We start from the raw sequence: 17,107 nt of genomic DNA, 5'->3' as shown, positions 1-17,107 counted from the left end.
TTTCGGGCATCATGCCTGCATGGTCCTGCGCATCGATCCCCGCGTTCCCCACGTGTGGCGCACGCCGCACGAACTGCAGTTCGGCGTCGACCGCCCCGCCGTGCGACTCCTCGACGTCTCCAACGCCCAGGAACGGATGGTCGCCGCGCTGCTCGCCGGGGTCACACGTGCCGGGCTCACCATGCTCGGCCGCACCGCCGGAGCAGCAGACGCCGAGATCGACGCTCTGATCGCCGCGCTCGCGCCCGTGCTCCTCGAGGATGCGACGGGGCTCGGCCGCCGGCTTCCGCTGCGCGTAGCGGGCAGCCGCGAGCCGTCGACTCCCGTGCACGAGAACGCCCTGAGTGTGGCGATCGACGGTGACGGGCCGGCGGCCGACGCCATCGCCGGGATGCTGCGGAGATGCGGGCATCGGGTCGTGGCCGTCGCCGGGGACGCGGCCGAGGCATCCGTCGATCTGGCGGTTCTCGTGGGCGATTATGCGATCTCCCCCACCCGGTACGGCGCGTGGCTTCGGCGCGATGTGCCGCATGTCGCCGTGGTGATCGGCGACCGGCTGGCGCGCGTCGGCCCGCTCGTGACGCCCGGCGACGGGCCGTGCCTCTACTGCCTCGACCTCGCCAAGACCGATGCCGACCCCTCCTGGCCGGCGATGGCGGCGCAACTGCTGCGACGCCGAGCGCCAGAGACGGCCGCGGAGGTTCTCGCCGAGGTCGCGGCGCGGGTGGTGCGCGCCGTGCGCGAGGTCGCGGCAGACGGTAGCGAGCGTACCCTGCACGCGGCAAGCGTCGCGATCGATGTGGAGGACGGCAGCGTCAGCGTGCAGCGACACCGGGAGCACCCGGCCTGCGCTTGTCGAGCTCTGCCAGAAAACGTGACGGTGCTCGGGAGCCGCCGCGCTGCGCCTGCTCCGCCCAGCTCAGAGACAGCAGACGTCGTGCTCTGGTGATGCCAACGTAGAGCAGGCGCCGCTCCTCGTCGATCTGCTCGAAGCTCGTGGCGTAGCTGATCGGCACGAGGCCCTCGCTGAGGCCGAGAATGTGCACGGCATCCCATTCGAGGCCCTTCGCGGAGTGCAGCGTCGCGAGCGTGACGGCGGCGAGCGTCGGCTCGTGCTGCGCCGCCTGCCGCCGCAGCAACTCGTCGGTGAACTCGCGGAAGGTCGTGCCGGGCCTGGCCTCGTCGACGAGGCCCATGATGGCGTTGAGGGAATCCCACCGCTCGCGCACGGCACCGCGCGTCTCGGGCGGTTGCTGCGCCCAGCCGAGCGAGCGCAGCACGTCGCTGACCGACTTGAACAGGGGCTCGCCCGAGATCGAGACCGAGGCGGCCCGCAGCGTGAGAATCGCCTGGCGCACCTCGGGCAGGTCGAAGAACCGCGTGGCGCCGCGAATCTGGTAGCTCACGCCCGCCTCGCTGAGCGCGGACTCGAGGGCCGCAGACTGCACGTTGACGCGGTACAGCACCGCAATCTGTTCGGGAGGCACCCCGGCCTCCAGCTCGCCGAGGACCGACTGGGCGACGCCGCGCGCCTCGGCGATATCACTCGCATACGAGCGGATGCGCGGCTCCGGCCCCTGGTACGCCTCGTCGGCGCGTGCGTGCAGCGTGAGGGCGCCGGCCCTGCCCCGCATGAGCCGGTTGGCCGTCTCGACGATCTGCGGGCTCGAACGGTAATTGTGCTCGAGGCGCACGACGCTGGCGTCCTGATACCGCCGTTCGAAGTCGAGCAGGTATTCGCTGCGCGCGCCCGCGAACGAATAGATGGTCTGGCTGGCATCCCCGACGACGCACAGGTCACGGCGGCCGCCGAGCCACAGATCGAGCAGCTGCTGCTGCAGCGGCGAGACATCCTGATACTCGTCAACGATGAAGAATCGGTACTGCTCACGCACCTGCATGGCGATCTGGGGCTCGCACTCGATCATGCCGGCGCAGGCGAGCAGCACGTCTTCGAAGTCGAACTGCCTGCGCTCGTCCTTGAGGTCTTCGTACGTCTGCAGCAGCGCGAGAACCTGCTCCGCCGACAGCGCCTTCGGGGTGGGCCGGCTCGCGGCGCGGGCGGCGTACCCCTCGATGCTGAGCGCGGAGACCTTGCGCCACTCGATCTCGGCCGCGAGGTCGCGCAGGGTTGCGGTGTCGACCTTGAGCTTCAGCCGTTCGGCAGCGTGCCCGAGCAACCGGGCCTTGCCACCCAGAATGGCCGGCGGCTGGCCACCCACGACCTGGGGCCAGAAGAAGTTCAGCTGGCTGAGCGCGGCGGCGTGGAACGTGCGCGCCGCCACGCCTGCCGCGCCGAGTGCGTGCAGCCGGCCACGCAGCTCGGATGCGGCACGCGTCGTGAAGGTGAGGGCCATGACACGGCCGGGCGCGTATGCGCCGCTCGCCACACCGTACGCGATGCGGTGCGTGATGGCGCGCGTCTTGCCCGTTCCGGCGCCGGCGAGAATGCACACCGGCCCCACGAGCGTCTCGGCGGCGACGCGTTGCTGCTCGTCGAGCGCCGCGAGCAGGCCGTCACTGCCGATCATGGCGCCGGCGGGGCGTCGAGCGGGCCACCGTACCAGCCCTCGATGAGGGCGTGCGCGATCGATGCCGTGCCAGGCAGGCGCACGCTCTCGCGCGCGGCCCACAGGTCGGCGCGGCTGAAGAACCGCAGCTCCCGGATTTCCTCTCCGTCGGGGCGCAGGTCGGCATCCGTCTGCCCAGAGGCGAGCGAGGCATGCATGCCCACCATGATCGAGGCGGGGAACGGCCACGGTTGCGAGGCCTCGTAGGCCACATCGGTGAGACGGATGCCGGCCTCCTCGCCGATCTCCCGCACCGCGGCCGCCTCGAACGACTCGCCCGGCTCCACGAACCCGGCGAGCAGCGAGAAGCGGTCGGATTCCCACATGAGGTTGGAGCCGAGCAGCAGCCGGTCGTCGTCGTCGGTGACGGCCACGATCACGGCCGCGTCGGTGCGGGGAAAGTGCAGGGCGTCGTCCTGGAAGCAGCGGCGCACCCACCCGCCCTGCTCGACCACGGTCGGCATGCCGCAGCGCGAGCAGTGCGTGTTGGCGATGTGCCAGTTGACGATGGCGAGCGCCTCCACGAAGATTCCGGCGTCGCGGGCGCTGAGGCGGGGTGCGGCATCGCGCAGGCCGGCCCAGCGGCTCTCGTCGGGTTCGAGTTCGCGTGCCGCGGCATCCGTCAGCGTGGAGACGACGATGGGGGCGCCCGCTGGTTCATCCCCCGGGACGCCTCGTGTGCGGCCGAGGTAGACGCGGGTCAGGGCGCTGGTGACGTCGTCGACCCGGCGCAGGTCGAGCCGAAGGTTGTCGCCGAGGGCGCCGTCGCCGTCGGAGGCGGCTTCGCCGTCGCGCAGCAGCGCCCTGCCCTGCCAGAGCGGAAGGATGCGGGTGCTCTCGTCTGACCACAGCTCGTCGAAGAGGTCGGGATGGCTGCGGCTCTGGCCGTCGCGGTCGAGCGCCGGATACGCGAGGCTGAGACCGGGGTGAGGCAGAGCGCCCATCGACGACCTTTCGTTTCGAGCGGCCTGGCGACCGATTGTGCACGAGGGGCGCGGTCAGGCGTGGCGAACGGCATGGGGCGGCCGGTGTCGACCTAACCTAGAGGTCATGGCCAGATCCCATCTCACTCTAGCCGCGTTGGCCACTTCGGCCGTCGCCGGCCTCGACGTTGCCGGCGCCCGCAGCTTCAGCAATTCGGGGGCCGGTGACTACGATTCCGCGCTCCTCACGAGCCGGGATGGTGCCGAGTACCTGATCCGCATTCCCACGACCCAGGCGGCGGAGACCGAGCAGAGCGCCGACCTCGTCGCGCTGCGTGCGCTGACGACGGGGGTGCGCGGCAGGCTGCCGTTCGACGTGCCGACGTACCTGGGGCAGACGCCGATCGGCGGCACGCGTGCGCTCGTGTACGAGTTCCTGCACGGTCGGCACGTCTCGGTGGATGACATCACGGTCGACGACGGTCTCGCCGCGTCGGTCGGGCGCGCTCTCGCGGCGGTGCACCGGCTGCCGACGGCGTTCATTGCCGAGGCCGGGCTGCCGTCGCTCAGCGCCGCCGAGTGCCATTCGTCGACGCTTTCGCTCATCGAGGCGGCCGTCTCGACCGGGCATGTTCCGACGGGGCTCCGGGACCGCTGGCGTGAGGCGGCGGCAGACGACGCCAGCTGGCAGTTCCAGCCCACGGTGATCAACGGCGCCCTGACGGCCGACTCACTCCTGGTCGAGGGCGCGACCGTGACGGGTGTGCTCGGCTGGTCGGCGCTGCGTGTCGGCGACCCGGCCCGTGATCTGCACTGGATTCTCGCCATGTCGTCCGACGCTGCGGACGCGGCGCTTGAGGCCTATGCCGCCGCGCGCCAGGTGTCGACTGATCGGCACTTCACGCAGCGCGCCATGCTCTACGCCGAGCTTGAGGTGGCCCGCTGGCTGCTGCACGGGCGAGAGACGCACGACCAGTCCATCGTCGACGACGCGGTCGAGATGATGGATGGGCTCGTCGACCAGGTGCACGGCTCTCAGGCTGCCCCGCTTTCCACCGAGACGGGGCCGGTCATGGCGGTCTCCGACGTGGAGGCCCTGCTGCGCAGCACACCGGGCGACCGCGGCGCGGACGACTACGGTCACGCTGGCGGCATGAAGCCCGTGGAGGAGCGCAGCGAGCCCGAGTATCAGGCCGACGACGAGGACTGAGGTCTCGCGCGTGACGCGGCGCGTCAGGCCATGGCACCCTGCCACAGCCGCAGCAGCTCATCCTCATCGAATACTCTCGTCGGCTCGATGACGGTGTCGTCGCTGACGAAGTAGAAGTACGCGTCGATCAGGCTGGAGTCGATGCCCGCCCAGCGGGAGTATGCGAGGCGGTAGAGGGCGAGCTGAAGCTGCCGGCGCTCCAGGTCGGCGGCGTCGGTCGGTGCCTTTCCCGTCTTCCAGTCAACGACCTGGTAGCGCCCGTTCTCGGCGTAGACGGCGTCGATCTTGCAGATGACGATGCGGTCGGCGAACGGCAGATGGATCTCGCGTTCCACCTCGACGGGCTTCAGCTCCGCCCAGCGGGACCGTTCGAACGTGGCCTTCAGCTCGTCGAGACGCTGCGCCTCGTGCTGCTCGACGAGCATGCCGCCGTCGTCGCGCTCGGTCGCCCAGGCGTCCAGGGCCTCGCTCGCGTCGAGCAATCCGTCGGGGCCCGCCCCCGCGCCGGAACGCTGCTCGACCCAGCTGTGGAACAGCGTTCCGAGCCGGGTCGCGCGGTACGGGCGCTCTGGCATGGGGCGGCGCAGTGATGCGGCCACCTCGGCCGGATCGTGCACGTAGTCCTTGAAGCGGGAGGCGGGTACGCGCACGGGAAGGCTGACGGTGGCGGCAGGGCGCATCCGCTGCCGCCGCTCTTCGAGCAGCAGGTCGACGTCGCGCTGCCAGGCGCCGCCCTGACCCGCCACCGCATGCCGCACCTCGTCGGCCGCGCGCTCGACGGCGGCGCGGCGCGAGCCGAGCGGATCGAGCGGCCAGCGCAGCATCTCGACGTCGTCGCCGAGGGGGTTCTCGTCGTCGACGCTCGCCTCGGGCAGCGGGGCGATGATGCCGGATTCCGCCAGCTCGGCGAGAAACCTGCTGGGGCGGCGGGGCTTTGTCTGGCTCGCCCAGAACGACCCGGTGACGAGCAGCGAGTGCCGCGCCCGGGTGACCGCGACATACGCGAGTCGGCGCTCCTCGAGGTCGTGCCGCGCGCGCACGGCGTCTTTGAAGACGGCCACCGCGTCCTTCACCTCTTTGCGCGTATGCGCGCCGCGCCAGGCGAGTGCGGGCAGCTCGGCGGCGTCTCCGCGGAACTCGTACGGCAGGGTGCCGAAGGTCAGCCACCCGCCGGAGCCCTCGCGCGGGGTGCCGGGCAGCTCGCCTTCCACCAGCCGCGGCACGACCACGTGATCCCACTCGAGGCCCTTCGCGCCGTGGATGGTGAGCAGCTGCACGGTCCCCGGCTCGGGATCTTCTGGTCTCGGCGCGAGCCCGTCGCGCCATTCCGCCTCGCGCAGCCAGCCGAGGAAACCGCCGAGACCGGCGTTCTCGCTGACCGAGAGGTAGTCGCCAAGCGCGTCGTAGAACGCCTCCATGGCTGCCCCTCCCAGACCGGCCGTCTCGTTGGCGAGCGCCTCGATGTCGAGCATCAACTCCTGCTCGACCAGGGTCACGAAGTCGAGCAGATCGAGGCCAGATCGTGCGCGCAGCTCGGCGAACAGTAGCCCCGCCTCGCGAAGACGCTCACGGCCCGCGTCGCTGAAGGTCGCGAGCTGCGTGTGGCCGTCGGGGGCGTGCGCGACGAAGTCGAGAGCGTCGACGATGGAGCCGCCCTCACCCTCGGCGACGGATGCCCGCAGCCGTTCACGCACCCCCTCGTCGAGAGGGCGTTGCGCCCAGTCCCGGTCGCGCAGCCACGAGGCCACCCGGGCGAGGGCGCGCAGGTCGCGCACGCCGATGCGCCAGCGCGGACCGGCGAGCAGGCGGATGAGCTCGCTTCCCGCGGTGGGGTCGCTCACGACCGAGAGCGCGCAGACGAGGTCGGCGATCTCGGGCTGCGCGAGCAGGCCGCCGATGCCGAGCACGTGGAACGGGACGTCGTGGCGCTTCAACGCCTCGATGAACACACCCTGCGTGCTGCGGGTACGGAACAGCATGGCTCCGGTGGGGGCTTCGAGAACGCCAGCAGGCCGCGCCATCTTCTGCTTCAGCCACCGGGCGGCGGAGTCGGCTTCGGCGAGCACCGTCTCATGGAAGCCCACCTCAACCGGCACGGCGCTCGCGGTCGGGCTCGGCTCGAGGCCGGCGACGGCAACCCGGGTGACGGCGGCGAGCGGTTCGACGATGGCGTTGGCGACCCTCAGCACGTCGTGCCCGTTGCGCCAGCTGGTCGTGAGCGCGAATTCCCTGGCGCTGCCCGACGCGAACTGCGCGGCGAACTGCTCGAGGTTCGCGGCGCTCGCGCCGCGCCATCCATAAATGGACTGGTTGGGGTCGCCCACCGCCATCACCGCCTGGCCGGCGAATAGCTCGGAGAGCAGCCAGGTCTGCACGACCGAGGTGTCCTGGTACTCGTCGAGCAGCACGACGCGGCAGCGCGCCCGCAGCTCCTCGGCCACGCGCGGCACGGTGCGCACGATGGTCAGGGCGAGCGCCACCTGGTCCGAGTACTCCACGAAGCCGCGCCGCAGCTTCTCGTCGCGGAACCTCTCGGCAAGGTCGACGAGCACCGGGAGCGCGCCGAGAGTCGAGGCGAGCGCGGCGACATCTGCATACGCTCCCGAACCGCCCGGCGGCAGCTCCGCCAGAGCCGCGAACGACTCCGCCATGCGCTGCACGGCCTCGGGGTCTGCCACGTTCTCGCTGAGTTCGTGACTGAGCGAGAGCACGGCCTTCGTGACGACGTCGACGCTGCGATCGAGCAACGGCAGGCGTTCGTCGGTGCTCGCGACGACGATGCGCCTGGCCAGCTGCCACGCAGAGGCTTCGCCGAGCACCGCGCCGTCGCTCTCGCGGCCGAGCAGGATGGCGTTGTCGCGATAGATGGCGTTGGCGAAGGCGTTGTATGTGCCGACCTGCGGCGGGTCGAACGGATCGAGGTCTTCTGCGACAAGGCCGACCGCCGACAGCTGCGCGATGCGCTCGCGGATGCGCGCGGCGAGCTCGCCCGCCGCCTTGCGTGTGAAGGTGAGACCGGTGATCTCGCCGGGCTTAACGTGCCCGTTCGCAAGCAGCCACAGCACGCGGTTCGCCATCGTCTCGGTCTTGCCGCTGCCCGCGCCCGCGACGACGAGCGCCGGCTCGAGGGGCGCCTCGATCACCGCGCGCTGCTGGGGCGTCGGCCGGGGGCGGCCAAGCGCATCCGCTATTTCATCCGCGCCGATCACTGGTCACCGCCCTCACCCTGTGCAGTCTGCGCCGGGCGACATCGCCCGCGTTGAACGCGTTCAGCTCCACGACGCCGTCGAAGGCCGCCGCCGCCATGCCGATGGCAGCCTGACGGATTCGTGTGCGGAACCCCTCGAGGCGCTCCTCGCCGAGCGCCGCCTGAACGCCCTCGCGATACGCCTTGCCGCGCACGCCCTTCTTGACGTAGAGCAGCTTGGCGCCGCCGGGCCGATGCTCGCCCAGCTCGGCGAGGAACTCGTCGAGCACCCCCTCGGCGTAGGCGAGCTGGTATGCGCCCAGCTGCGGGTGTTCGTCGATCTGCTGCTGGTTCGTGATGGGCATGCCGGTCTTCAGGTCGACGATCACAACCGAGCCGTCGGCGGCGCGCTCGACCCGGTCGATGGAGCCCCGCAGCGTCGCCCGGTCGATCGTGAGTTCGAAGCGGCTCTCGGCGCCCACGAGCGCCTTGCCGTCGCGCCGGAAGTCGGCGAGGTACTCGGCCACCCCCACCGCCAGGATGCGGGTCGCCCGCTTCTGCCGTTCGGCGAGCCACGGCGCCTCGAAAAGCAGCTCTTGCCACCGCCCCTCGATGGCCTGCCAGATGGCGTCGACATCGGTGTCTGTCGCCGTCTCCATGGCCCAGTGCACGATCGTGCCGATTCCCATGGCCGGGCTGGGGTTCGAGCCCGCGATCGACTCGATGAACCAGTCGAGCGGCGACTGCTCGAACGCCTCAAGCTTCGAGGGCGAGACCGGCACCTGCTCGTCGTCATCGAAGAGCGGCTCGGCCGTCGAGGGCTCCAGCAGGCCGTGCCACTGGGCCGGGTCGGCGCCCGGTACCTCGGCCGCCGCGAGGGTGGCCAGAGCGGATGCCGCCGCCGCTCTCTGCGCCGATGACCGCTCGAGGCTCGTGATCTCCCGCCGCAGCCGCCCCGTGAGGCCGCGCAGTGTGAGCGGGACCGGCACCGCGGCATCCGCCTGCACGGCGGATGCGGGCAGCAGGGCGAAGAACACACTTGCGGCTTCATCGTCGTTGGCGACCGCTGAGACGATCACCTGTCGGCGGGCCCGCGAGAGCGCGAGGGCGAACATGCGCAGCTCGTCGGCGAGCACGTCGCGACGTTCGTCGAGCGTGACGTCGGCGAGACCCGTGACGACGCGCACGAGCTGCTGCGGGTATAGCAGCGAACCGCGCAGGCGAAGGTTGGGCCAGATGCCCTCCTGCACGCTGGCGACCACCACGACGTCGACCTCGAGGCCGATCGCGCCGGACGGCGTGGTGACGAGCACCGAGTCGGCGGCCGCGGTCGGCGACAGGGTGTCCTCCGGCACTTCCGCGTCGAGCACCGCCTCGAGGAACACCTGGGCCGGCGACGACGGCTCTCGCTCGACAAAGCGCTTGGCCGCGGTGAACAGCGCGACGATGCCGTCGAGGTCGCGATTCGCCTCGGCTGCAACGATGCCCGTGCCGAGCGCCTGCTCGCGACGCGAGCCGGGCCGGCCTGCCCGTTCCCACGCGAGCCACAGCAGCTCTTCGATGGTGGAGCCCTTCGCGCTCGCTTCCCGCAGCTCCGCGAGCGTCTCACCCAGCCTGGCGGCATTGCGCGCGACCCGATGGTCGATGGTCGCGAGGTGTCCGGGCGCCGAGAGTGCCTCCACAAGCAGTTCATCGGATGAGCGGTTGCCGTCGCCCGCCAGCTCCTCGGCACGCAGTGCGAGCCGCAGCCGCCGCAGGGTGAGCCGGTCGAGGCCGCCGAACGGGCCGAGAAGCAGCTCGCTCGCGGCCTCGGGCGTGAGCGAGCTTCGGCCCGTTCCGATGTCGACGAGGTTCAGCAGCGCCCGCGCAGCGTGGTCGTCGCGCAGGGCGGTGCCGCCGACGGCGACCCGCGTGGGTACGTCGGCGAGCGCAAGAGCGCGCGCGGCAGCGGGCACCTGGGCGCCGCTGCGCACGATCACCGCCATGCGCCGCCACGGCATGGCACCGAGCAGGTGGTGCTCGCGGAGCCGCCGGGCCACTGCCGCCCACTGCCTGCTCGGGGTCGCCGCCTCGATGCGCACGATGGGCGGAAGCTCGTCGTCGGTCGAGCCCGCCGGCGCCAGTGCCGCTCGGTGGCCCACCGCGCCCGCCGTCCCGATGCGCTCGGTCACCACCCGCGTCAACTGCCGCAACTCCGGCCGTTGCCGGTGCGCGCTCGAGAGCGTCAGCGTCGCAAGCCGGGGCAGCCCGAGCGCGTTTCCGAGGCGGCCCAGCACGTCGGGTTCGCCGCCGCGGAACGCGTTCGCTGCGACATCCGGATCGCCGAACGCCACGATCGCCACGCCGCGCGCCGCGAGCGCCCTCAGCAGCCCGACCGTCGAGGCCGTGGCCTCCTGCAGGTCGTCGACGACCACGAGCCGCAGCGACGCGACCGTCTCAGAGACGTCGCCCCGCTCGAGCGCGGCGATCGCGAACTGCACGAGTTCTGCTGAGTCGAGCTGGCCCGGTCGTGAGCTGGAGACGACCTCGAGATATTCCGAGATGAAGGATGCCGCGGCCTCCCACTCCGGCCGACCGTGCTGCGCGCCCAGCTGCCGCAGCCGCTCCGGCGAAACGCCGTACTCCGTGGCACGCATCATGAGCTCGCGCAGCTCGGTGCGGAAGCCTCGAAGGCGCCGCACCTGAGGCTCAAGCAGAGGCGGCCACTGTGGCCCCGTTCCGTCGTCGATCTGCCCTTCGAGCAGCTGTGCGACATCACTGTCTTGTTCGCCGCCGGTGAGTAGGCGCGGCGCCGGGGCACCCGTCAGGGCGGCGGCGTGGCGCACGATCTCGAACGCGATGGAGTTGACCGTTCGCGCCAGAGGCCCGCTGGTTGGCCGACCGACGCGCGTGGCGAGCGCGTCGCGCAGCGCGGTGGCCGTCGAACGTGTCGTCGTCAGCGCGAGGACGGACGAGGGGTCGTAACCACGCCGCAGGATGCGGTCGGCGACGAGCTCGATGAGGGTCGACGTCTTGCCGGTGCCGGGCGCGCCGATGACCACGGCGGATTCGCCGTCGGCGAGCGCAAGCACGGTCGCCTGAGCGTCATCGGGGATCATGGCTGCAACGGTATCCGCCGCCTCCGACATCGGCAGGCAGAAGCGCGCAGGAGTCCGCCGAGAGAGAACGATGCCTCTGGCCCGCGGCTTGTGTCGTAACCTGATCGAGCAGGCCGGGGATATCGCCTCGGCCCTTCTGCACAGGCCAATGGAAGGTACGACAGGTGGAAATCCGCATCGGTATTCTGAACGCCCCCCGCGAGCTCAGCTTCGAGAGCAGCCAGTCCACCGACGAGATCACGAGCGCGGTGACGGCCGCACTCGACGGCGGGGCGTCGCACATCCGCCTGACCGACAGCAAGGGCAGCGTCTACCTGGTGCCGACCGCGAACCTCGCATATATCGAACTGGGCAGCGAGGAATCGCGCCGCATCGGCTTCGTCGGCTGAGCGACGGCAGACCCATGGAACTGATGTTCGTCGTTCTCGGCGGCGCCATCATCGGCCTCGCCGCGAGGTACTTCCTGCCCGGGCGGAACACGCATGGCAGTGTGCTCGTTCCCGCACTCGGAGCGGCCGTCGCGGCCGTGTTCTGGGAGGCCCTCACCTGGCTCGGCATGAAATGGGACGGCGGATGGATCTGGTGGATCACGCTTCTCGCTACGGCGCTGGTCACGTTCGCGGTTGACCTGGGACTGGTCATGTCGAGGCGGCGCTGGGACCAGGAGCGGCTCGCGACCCTGACGAAGACGGGCGTGGCCGCGCGGGACTGAGGCGGGCGTCGCTCGGGGCCGGGTTTCGAGACGCAGCCGTTGGCTGCTCCTCAACCCGCAGCCGCTCACGCAGCCGTTGGCTGCTCCTCAACCCGCAGCCGCTCACGCAGCCGTCGGCTGCTCCTCAACCCGCAGCCGCTCAGGCGGTCAGGCCGAGCGCATCCATTCGCCGCGTGTGCGCCGCGATGAGCTCGGTGAGAACCGGCTCGATGTTCTCCTCGTGCTCGGCGTGATCTCCCGTGTGATGCAGCACAGAGCGGGCGAGCAGCAGGGTGTCGCCGACGAGCCTCCTGCCCCACATGGCCAGCACCGAGGCGAGCGGCTCGTCTTCGGCGATGGCCTGGCGCAGCACCTCGGCGATGGCCTCCTCGCCCGAATCCAGGGCAAGCAGCCGCGCGGCACGCGGGCCGAAGTCGCCCGGAAGCCCCTCGGCGAGGCGGATGAAGAAGTCGTCGAGCAGCCCGAACCCCACGTAGGCGCCGAGCAGGGCCTCGGTCCAGCCCTCTCCGCGGATCACCCGGCCGTACCGCTCTACAGGCTCAGCAAAGGGCCGCATGACCTCCACCGGGTCGTCGTCTCTGCGCCGGATCTCCGCCGCGAGCCCCTGATGTCGCACGAGGGCCGCGCCCGCCGCCTCGCTGACCGCGGCCTTGACGGCGAGGTCCGACACGCCCGAGACGATCGACGAGAGCGACTCGAACGCGAGCAGCTGCAGACGCGCGCTGAAACCGAGGTATGGCAGCAGCTCCGGGGTCAGTTCGCCGAGGTCGACACGGGTCGACGGGGCCTGCTCTCCGCGCGGCTTCAGCCGGGGCACGACGACGGGTGCACGACGACGAGAGAACCAGGAAGCCACGTAGGCAAGTGTATGCGGCGGGGCGCGTGAACTAGGCTTGTCTCGCCGCCGGCGTTGGATCGACGGCCCTACGCCTGTGCGAAACGACGGGGCGTAGAACTCTTTTCCCCTTATCGACGGGCATTCATAACGTGACATTCACCGATCTCTCGATCGACCAGGACATGGTCGACGCACTCGCAGCCAAAGGCATTCTCGAACCGTTCCCCATCCAGACCCAGACGATCCCCCTCGCGCTCAGCGGGCAGGACATCATCGGTCAGGCCAAGACCGGCACGGGCAAGACCTTCGGCTTCGGCCTCCCCCTCATCCAGCGCCTCGGAACCGACCCAGAGCCCGGCGTCAAAGCCCTCGTCGTCGTGCCGACGCGCGAACTCTGCGTGCAGGTCTCAGAAGACCTCGAGCTCGCGGCCTCGAACCGCGGCACACGCATCGTCTCCATCTACGGCGGCAAGGCCTACGAAGGCCAGATCGAGCAGATCAAGGCCGGTGCGCAGATCGTCGTCGGCACGCCGGGCCGCCTTCTCGACCTCGCCGGCCAGCGCCTGCTCTCGCTCGCGAACGTGCGCGAGATGGTGCTCGATGAGGCCGACAAGATGCTCGACCTCGGCTTCCTCTCTGACATCGAGAAGCTGTTCGCGCAGACCCCCGCGAACCGCCACACCATGCTGTTCTCCGCGACGATGCCAGGCCCCATCGTGGCCCTCGCGCGCCGCTTCATGAACAAGCCCATCCACATCCGCGCCTCCGACCCCGACGAGGGTCTCACGCAGGCCAACATCAAGCACATCGTCTACCGCGCGCACTCGCTTGACAAAGACGAGGTGATCGCGCGCATCCTGCAGGCCGAGGGCCGCGGCAAGACCGTCATCTTCACGCGCACCAAGCGCGCCGCCGCCAAGCTCGTGGAAGAGCTGAACGACCGCGGGTTCAACGCCGCCGCCGTGCACGGCGACCTCAGCCAGGAGCAGCGCGAGCGCGCCATGGCGGCGTTCAAGGCGGGCAAGAAAGACATCCTCATCGCCACCGACGTCGCCGCCCGCGGCATCGACGTGCTCGACGTCACTCACGTCATCAACCACACCATCCCCGAAGACGAGAAGGCGTACCTGCACCGCGTGGGCCGCACCGGCCGCGCAGGCAAGACCGGCGTCGCCGTGACCTTCGTCGACTGGGACGACCTGCACAAGTGGGCCCTCATCAACCGCGCCCTCGACTTCGGCCAGCCCGAGCCGACCGAGACGTACTCGTCGAGCCCGCACCTCTTCACCGACCTCGACATCCCCGAGGGCACGAAGGGCCGCCTGCGCCCCACCAGCAGAACAGCGGATGCGCACGGCTCCTCGAGCGAGCGCGGCTCGCGAGGCGGCTCCGGCGACCGAGGCGCCCGCGGCGGCAGCGGCTCGGGTGGCGGCCGGTCACGCACGCGCAGCCGAGGCGGCCAGAACCAGAACCGCACCGAAGCGGATGCCGCATCCGGCGCCGCGACAGGAACGCACGACGGCCAGGGTGGCGGTCACCACGACGGCAACAGCGCGCCGCGCCGCCGCAGTCGCACGCGTCGCCGCTCGGGCGGCGGCTCGACGCCCGCCGTCGGCTGAGCCTGCTCCACGTAGGTTTCGAGACGCCGCTTCGCGGCTCCGGGGCCCGCATCGCGGGCAGGCCCTACTGGTACCGGCCGGGGTTTCGAGACGCCGCTTCGCGGCTCCGGGGCCCGCATCGCGGGCAGGCGCTACGCGTAGATCGGCGCGCTGCCCGTGGCCTCGGCGATGATGCGCTCGAGCACGGCGGGCACCGTCGTGTTCTCGCCGAGCAGGTTCGGCTTGCCCTGCCCGTGATAGTCGCTCGATCCGGTGACGGCGAGGCCGAAGCGGGCCGCAAGTTCGCGCAGCCTCTCCTTGCCCGCGGGCGTGTTCAGCCGGTGCTCGATCTCCAGCCCGAACAGCCCGGCGTCGACGAGCCGCGCGAGCGTCGCCTCCGGCACGATGCGCTCGAGCGGCCCCGTCGCCGGGTGCGCGAGCACGGGCACACCACCCGCCGCCCGGATCAGCCGCACCCCCGTCAGCGGGTCCGGTGCGTAGTGCGGCACGTAGTAGCCGCTTCGCCAGTGCAGGATCCCGGCGAACGCCGCACTGCGATCCGGCGCGTGTCCGCGGGCCACCAGCGCATCCGCGATGTGCGGTCGGCCGACGGTGCCGCCCTCGATCGTCTGGGCGAGCACGTCGTCCCAGCTCAGGTCGTAATCGCGGCCGATTATTTCCACCATCGCCTGGGCGCGCTCGCGGCGAGCCCGCCTGATTCGCTCGGTCTCCGCGGCCAGTGCGGCATCCGCCGGGTCGAAGAGGTAGCCGAGCATGTGCACGCTGGCGTGGCCCATGCGGGTCGACAGCTCCATGCCGCCGATGAACGTGACGGATGCGTCGCGAGCCGCGCTCGCGCCGTCTCCCCAGCCTGCCGTCGTGTCGTGATCGGTCAGCGCCACCGTGCCGAGACCGGAGCGCGCCGCCGATCGCACGAGGTCGCCGGGCGTCTCGGTGCCGTCTGAGACCGCCGAGTGCGTGTGCAGGTCGATGGGACCAGCGAACGCCCGCAGCTCAGCCATGCTCTCATCGTAGAGGGGTGGGAGACTGGAGGCATGGCAACGAACACCGAGACCAGAGTCAGTTCGTCGGCGGCGACCGGCGGCGCCGATGCTCCCGCCGAGGGCAGCCACCCCGAGACATCCGCTGCGCAGGCGAACGGAAGCCAGGCGCACGGCGACGCTCCCGAGCCGCGCGCGACTTCGAACCGGTCGACCACGCCCGGCTCCGAGGGCTTCAAAGAGTACATCGGCAGCGGATGGGCGCCCCGCGACGACGCGCTGCCGGCCGCCCGCGAGCAGGCGCCGTACGCCGCCACCCGCCGCCAGAAGCTCTCATCGATGTACCCCGGCAAGCGGCTGATCGTGCCGGCCGGCTCGCTCAAGCAGCGCTCGAACGACACCGACTACCCGTTCCGCGCGCACGCCGCGTTCGCCTGGCTCACCGGCTGGGGCTCGGATTCCGAGCCCGGCAGCGTTCTCGTGCTCGAGCCCACGGGTGACGGCCACGAGGCAACCCTGTACTTCCGGGAGCGCGCCGGCCGCGACTCGGACGAGTTCTACGCCAACCCTGAGATCGGCGAGTTCTGGATCGGCCCGCGCCCGTCGCTCGCGCAGGTCGCCGCCGACCTCGCGCTCGCCACGCGCGGCATCGCCGAGGTCGACGATGTCGTGGCCGCGGCCGATGCCGACACGCTCATTGTGCGAGAAGCGGATGCCGCGCTCACCCGCGAGGTCGACGAGCGGCGGCAGGGTGCCGCCCCCGACGATCAGCTGGCGCGCGACCTCTCCGAGTTGCGCCTCGTGAAGGACGACTACGAGATCGGCCAGCTGCGGCTCGCCGTCGAGGCGACCGCCAGGGGGTTCGACGACATCATCGCGTCGATGGCGAACATCACGCAGCACGAGCGCGGCGAGCGCGTGGTCGAGGGCGTGTTCAACGCCCGGGCGCGTGCCGACGGCAACGCGGTGGGCTACGACACGATCGCGGCAAGCGGCCCCCACGCCTGCATTCTGCACTGGACCCGCAACGACGGGCCGGTCGTGCCCGGCGACCTCATTCTCATCGACGCCGGCGTGGAGGCCGAGAGCTACTACACCGCAGACATCACGCGCATGCTGCCCGTCGGCGGGCGCTTCACCGAGACGCAGTTCCTCGTGTATGAGGCGGTACGCGAGGCCGCGGACGCCGCGTTCGCGATCGTGAAGCCCGGCATCCGCTTTCGCGACGTGCACGCGACGGCCATGGAGGTCATCGCGAAGCGCACGGCCGAGTGGGGGCTGCTACCAGTCACGGCCGAGCAGGCGCTCGAGGCCGACAACCAGCACCACCGCCGCTACATGGTGCACGGCACGAGCCACCACCTGGGGCTCGACGTGCACGACTGCGCCCAGGCGCGGCGCGAGATGTACCTCGACGGCGTGGTGGAGGCGGGCATGGTCTTCACGATCGAGCCTGGCCTGTACTTCCAGCCGGACGACCTCACGGTGCCCGAGAAGTTCCGCGGCATCGGGGTGCGCATCGAGGACGACGTGCTCGTCACGGCCGACGGCGCCGAGCGCCTGTCGGGCGATATCCCCCGCACCGCAGAAGACGTTGAGGCATGGATGGCGCGCCTCGCCTGAGGCGGGGCGCTACTCGCTGCGCTCGCCGTAGCGGGGCGGCTCCCGGTCGTGCTCGCCGGCGCTTCGTCGGCTGCGCTCTACTCGCTGCGCTCCGCCGGCTGCGCTCTACTCGCTGCGCTCCGCCGGCTGCGCTCCGCCTGCGAGTCGGGGCATATTGCGGGTCCTCCACGAAGGAAACCCACGATCTGGCCCGCCTCGAGCAAAGCGGAACAGGTCGGTGCGCGGCCCGCTGCTCCGAGTCGGGGCATATTGCGGGTTCTCCACGAAGGAACCCACGATCTGGCCCGCCTCGAGCGCGGCTGGCGTACCGTGGGCCGATTCGAGCACGGCTGGCGTGGCGTAGCCCG

The 17,107-nt window shown here is 71.0% G+C and carries 11 protein-coding genes and 1 pseudogene; 6 read left to right on the top strand and 6 right to left on the bottom strand.

Features of this window, described 5'->3' with window-relative positions:
* Window positions 1-19: 19 nt before the first annotated feature.
* Window positions 20-817, top strand: a pseudogene (locus OSC27_RS14460) (hypothetical protein); the annotation flags it as partial.
* Here the strand turns inward: OSC27_RS14460 and OSC27_RS06600 are convergent.
* Complete coding sequence (locus OSC27_RS06600; protein ID WP_267180661.1) at window positions 816-2,531, bottom strand: ATP-dependent helicase; 1,716 nt, start codon at window positions 2,529-2,531, stop codon at window positions 816-818. The pseudogene OSC27_RS14460 and the gene OSC27_RS06600 overlap by 2 nt on opposite strands.
* Entirely contained in the window at window positions 2,528-3,514 is a 987-nt protein-coding gene (nudC, locus tag OSC27_RS06595) for an NAD(+) diphosphatase (protein ID WP_267180660.1), read from the bottom strand. The genes OSC27_RS06600 and nudC overlap by 4 nt, the downstream gene beginning before the upstream one ends.
* Before the next feature lie 106 nt (window positions 3,515-3,620).
* Between nudC and OSC27_RS06590 the strand changes: the two genes are divergently transcribed.
* A complete protein-coding gene (locus tag OSC27_RS06590; protein WP_267180659.1) occupies window positions 3,621-4,703 on the top strand; it encodes a phosphotransferase in 1,083 nt (360 codons plus the stop codon).
* 23 nt (window positions 4,704-4,726) lie between these two features.
* Here the strand turns inward: OSC27_RS06590 and OSC27_RS06585 are convergent, their stop codons facing one another.
* Both OSC27_RS06585 and OSC27_RS06580 read right to left on the bottom strand, forming a co-directional pair.
* Window positions 4,727-7,912 carry an ATP-dependent DNA helicase gene (locus tag OSC27_RS06585; protein WP_267180658.1) on the bottom strand — a complete coding sequence of 1,062 codons (3,186 nt, stop codon included), beginning with the start codon at window positions 7,910-7,912 and terminating at the stop codon, window positions 4,727-4,729.
* Window positions 7,896-10,988, bottom strand: coding sequence for an ATP-dependent DNA helicase (locus tag OSC27_RS06580; RefSeq protein WP_267180657.1), 3,093 nt, complete (start codon window positions 10,986-10,988; stop codon window positions 7,896-7,898). The genes OSC27_RS06585 and OSC27_RS06580 overlap by 17 nt, the downstream gene beginning before the upstream one ends.
* Before the next feature lie 164 nt (window positions 10,989-11,152).
* On the opposite strand from OSC27_RS06580, the gene OSC27_RS06575 reads away from it, so the two are divergent.
* Window positions 11,153-11,377 carry a DUF3107 domain-containing protein gene (locus tag OSC27_RS06575; protein ID WP_267180656.1) on the top strand — a complete coding sequence of 75 codons (225 nt, stop codon included), beginning with the start codon at window positions 11,153-11,155 and terminating at the stop codon, window positions 11,375-11,377.
* A gap of 14 nt (window positions 11,378-11,391) precedes the next feature.
* Entirely contained in the window at window positions 11,392-11,700 is a 309-nt protein-coding gene (locus OSC27_RS06570) for a hypothetical protein (RefSeq protein ID WP_267180655.1), read from the top strand.
* Between the two features lie 139 nt (window positions 11,701-11,839).
* Here the strand turns inward: OSC27_RS06570 and OSC27_RS06565 are convergent, their stop codons facing one another.
* A complete protein-coding gene (locus OSC27_RS06565) occupies window positions 11,840-12,556 on the bottom strand; it encodes a ferritin-like fold-containing protein (RefSeq protein ID WP_267180654.1) in 717 nt (238 codons plus the stop codon).
* 131 nt (window positions 12,557-12,687) lie between these two features.
* Between OSC27_RS06565 and OSC27_RS06560 the strand changes: the two genes are divergently transcribed.
* Window positions 12,688-14,157 carry a DEAD/DEAH box helicase gene (locus tag OSC27_RS06560; RefSeq protein ID WP_267180653.1) on the top strand — a complete coding sequence of 490 codons (1,470 nt, stop codon included), beginning with the start codon at window positions 12,688-12,690 and terminating at the stop codon, window positions 14,155-14,157.
* A 131-nt stretch (window positions 14,158-14,288) separates the two neighbouring features.
* Here OSC27_RS06560 and OSC27_RS06555 read toward each other — a convergent pair whose 3' ends face one another.
* On the bottom strand, window positions 14,289-15,158 hold the full coding sequence (locus OSC27_RS06555; protein ID WP_267180652.1) for a PHP domain-containing protein: 870 nt from the start codon (window positions 15,156-15,158) through the stop codon (window positions 14,289-14,291).
* Between the two features lie 33 nt (window positions 15,159-15,191).
* Here OSC27_RS06555 and OSC27_RS06550 point away from each other — a divergent pair, with 33 nt between their 5' ends.
* Window positions 15,192-16,760 (top strand): aminopeptidase P family protein, encoded by a 1,569-nt coding sequence (locus OSC27_RS06550; RefSeq protein WP_267180651.1) that lies wholly within the window; start codon window positions 15,192-15,194, stop codon window positions 16,758-16,760.
* Window positions 16,761-17,107: the final 347 nt, after the last annotated feature.

It is taken from the genome of Microbacterium sp. STN6 (assembly GCF_026410545.1).
Lineage (GTDB): Bacteria > Actinomycetota > Actinomycetes > Actinomycetales > Microbacteriaceae > Root112D2.
The sequence above is the reverse complement of the archived record's forward strand: the minus strand, read 5'-3'. Positions and strand labels throughout refer to the sequence as shown.

Bases quoted from the DNA above. Each gene is read 5' to 3' on its own strand.
- OSC27_RS06570 (WP_267180655.1), top strand. From the start codon at position 11,392: ATGGAACTGATGTTCGTCGTTCTCGGCGGCGCCATCATCGGCCTCGCC.
- OSC27_RS06555 (WP_267180652.1), bottom strand. From the start codon at position 15,158: ATGGCTGAGCTGCGGGCGTTCGCTGGTCCCATCGACCTGCACACGCAC.
- OSC27_RS06550 (WP_267180651.1), top strand. From the start codon at position 15,192: ATGGCAACGAACACCGAGACCAGAGTCAGTTCGTCGGCGGCGACCGGC.
- OSC27_RS06600 (WP_267180661.1), bottom strand. From the start codon at position 2,531: ATGATCGGCAGTGACGGCCTGCTCGCGGCGCTCGACGAGCAGCAACGC.
- nudC (WP_267180660.1), bottom strand. From the start codon at position 3,514: ATGGGCGCTCTGCCTCACCCCGGTCTCAGCCTCGCGTATCCGGCGCTC.
- OSC27_RS06580 (WP_267180657.1), bottom strand. From the start codon at position 10,988: ATGATCCCCGATGACGCTCAGGCGACCGTGCTTGCGCTCGCCGACGGC.
- OSC27_RS06590 (WP_267180659.1), top strand. From the start codon at position 3,621: ATGGCCAGATCCCATCTCACTCTAGCCGCGTTGGCCACTTCGGCCGTC.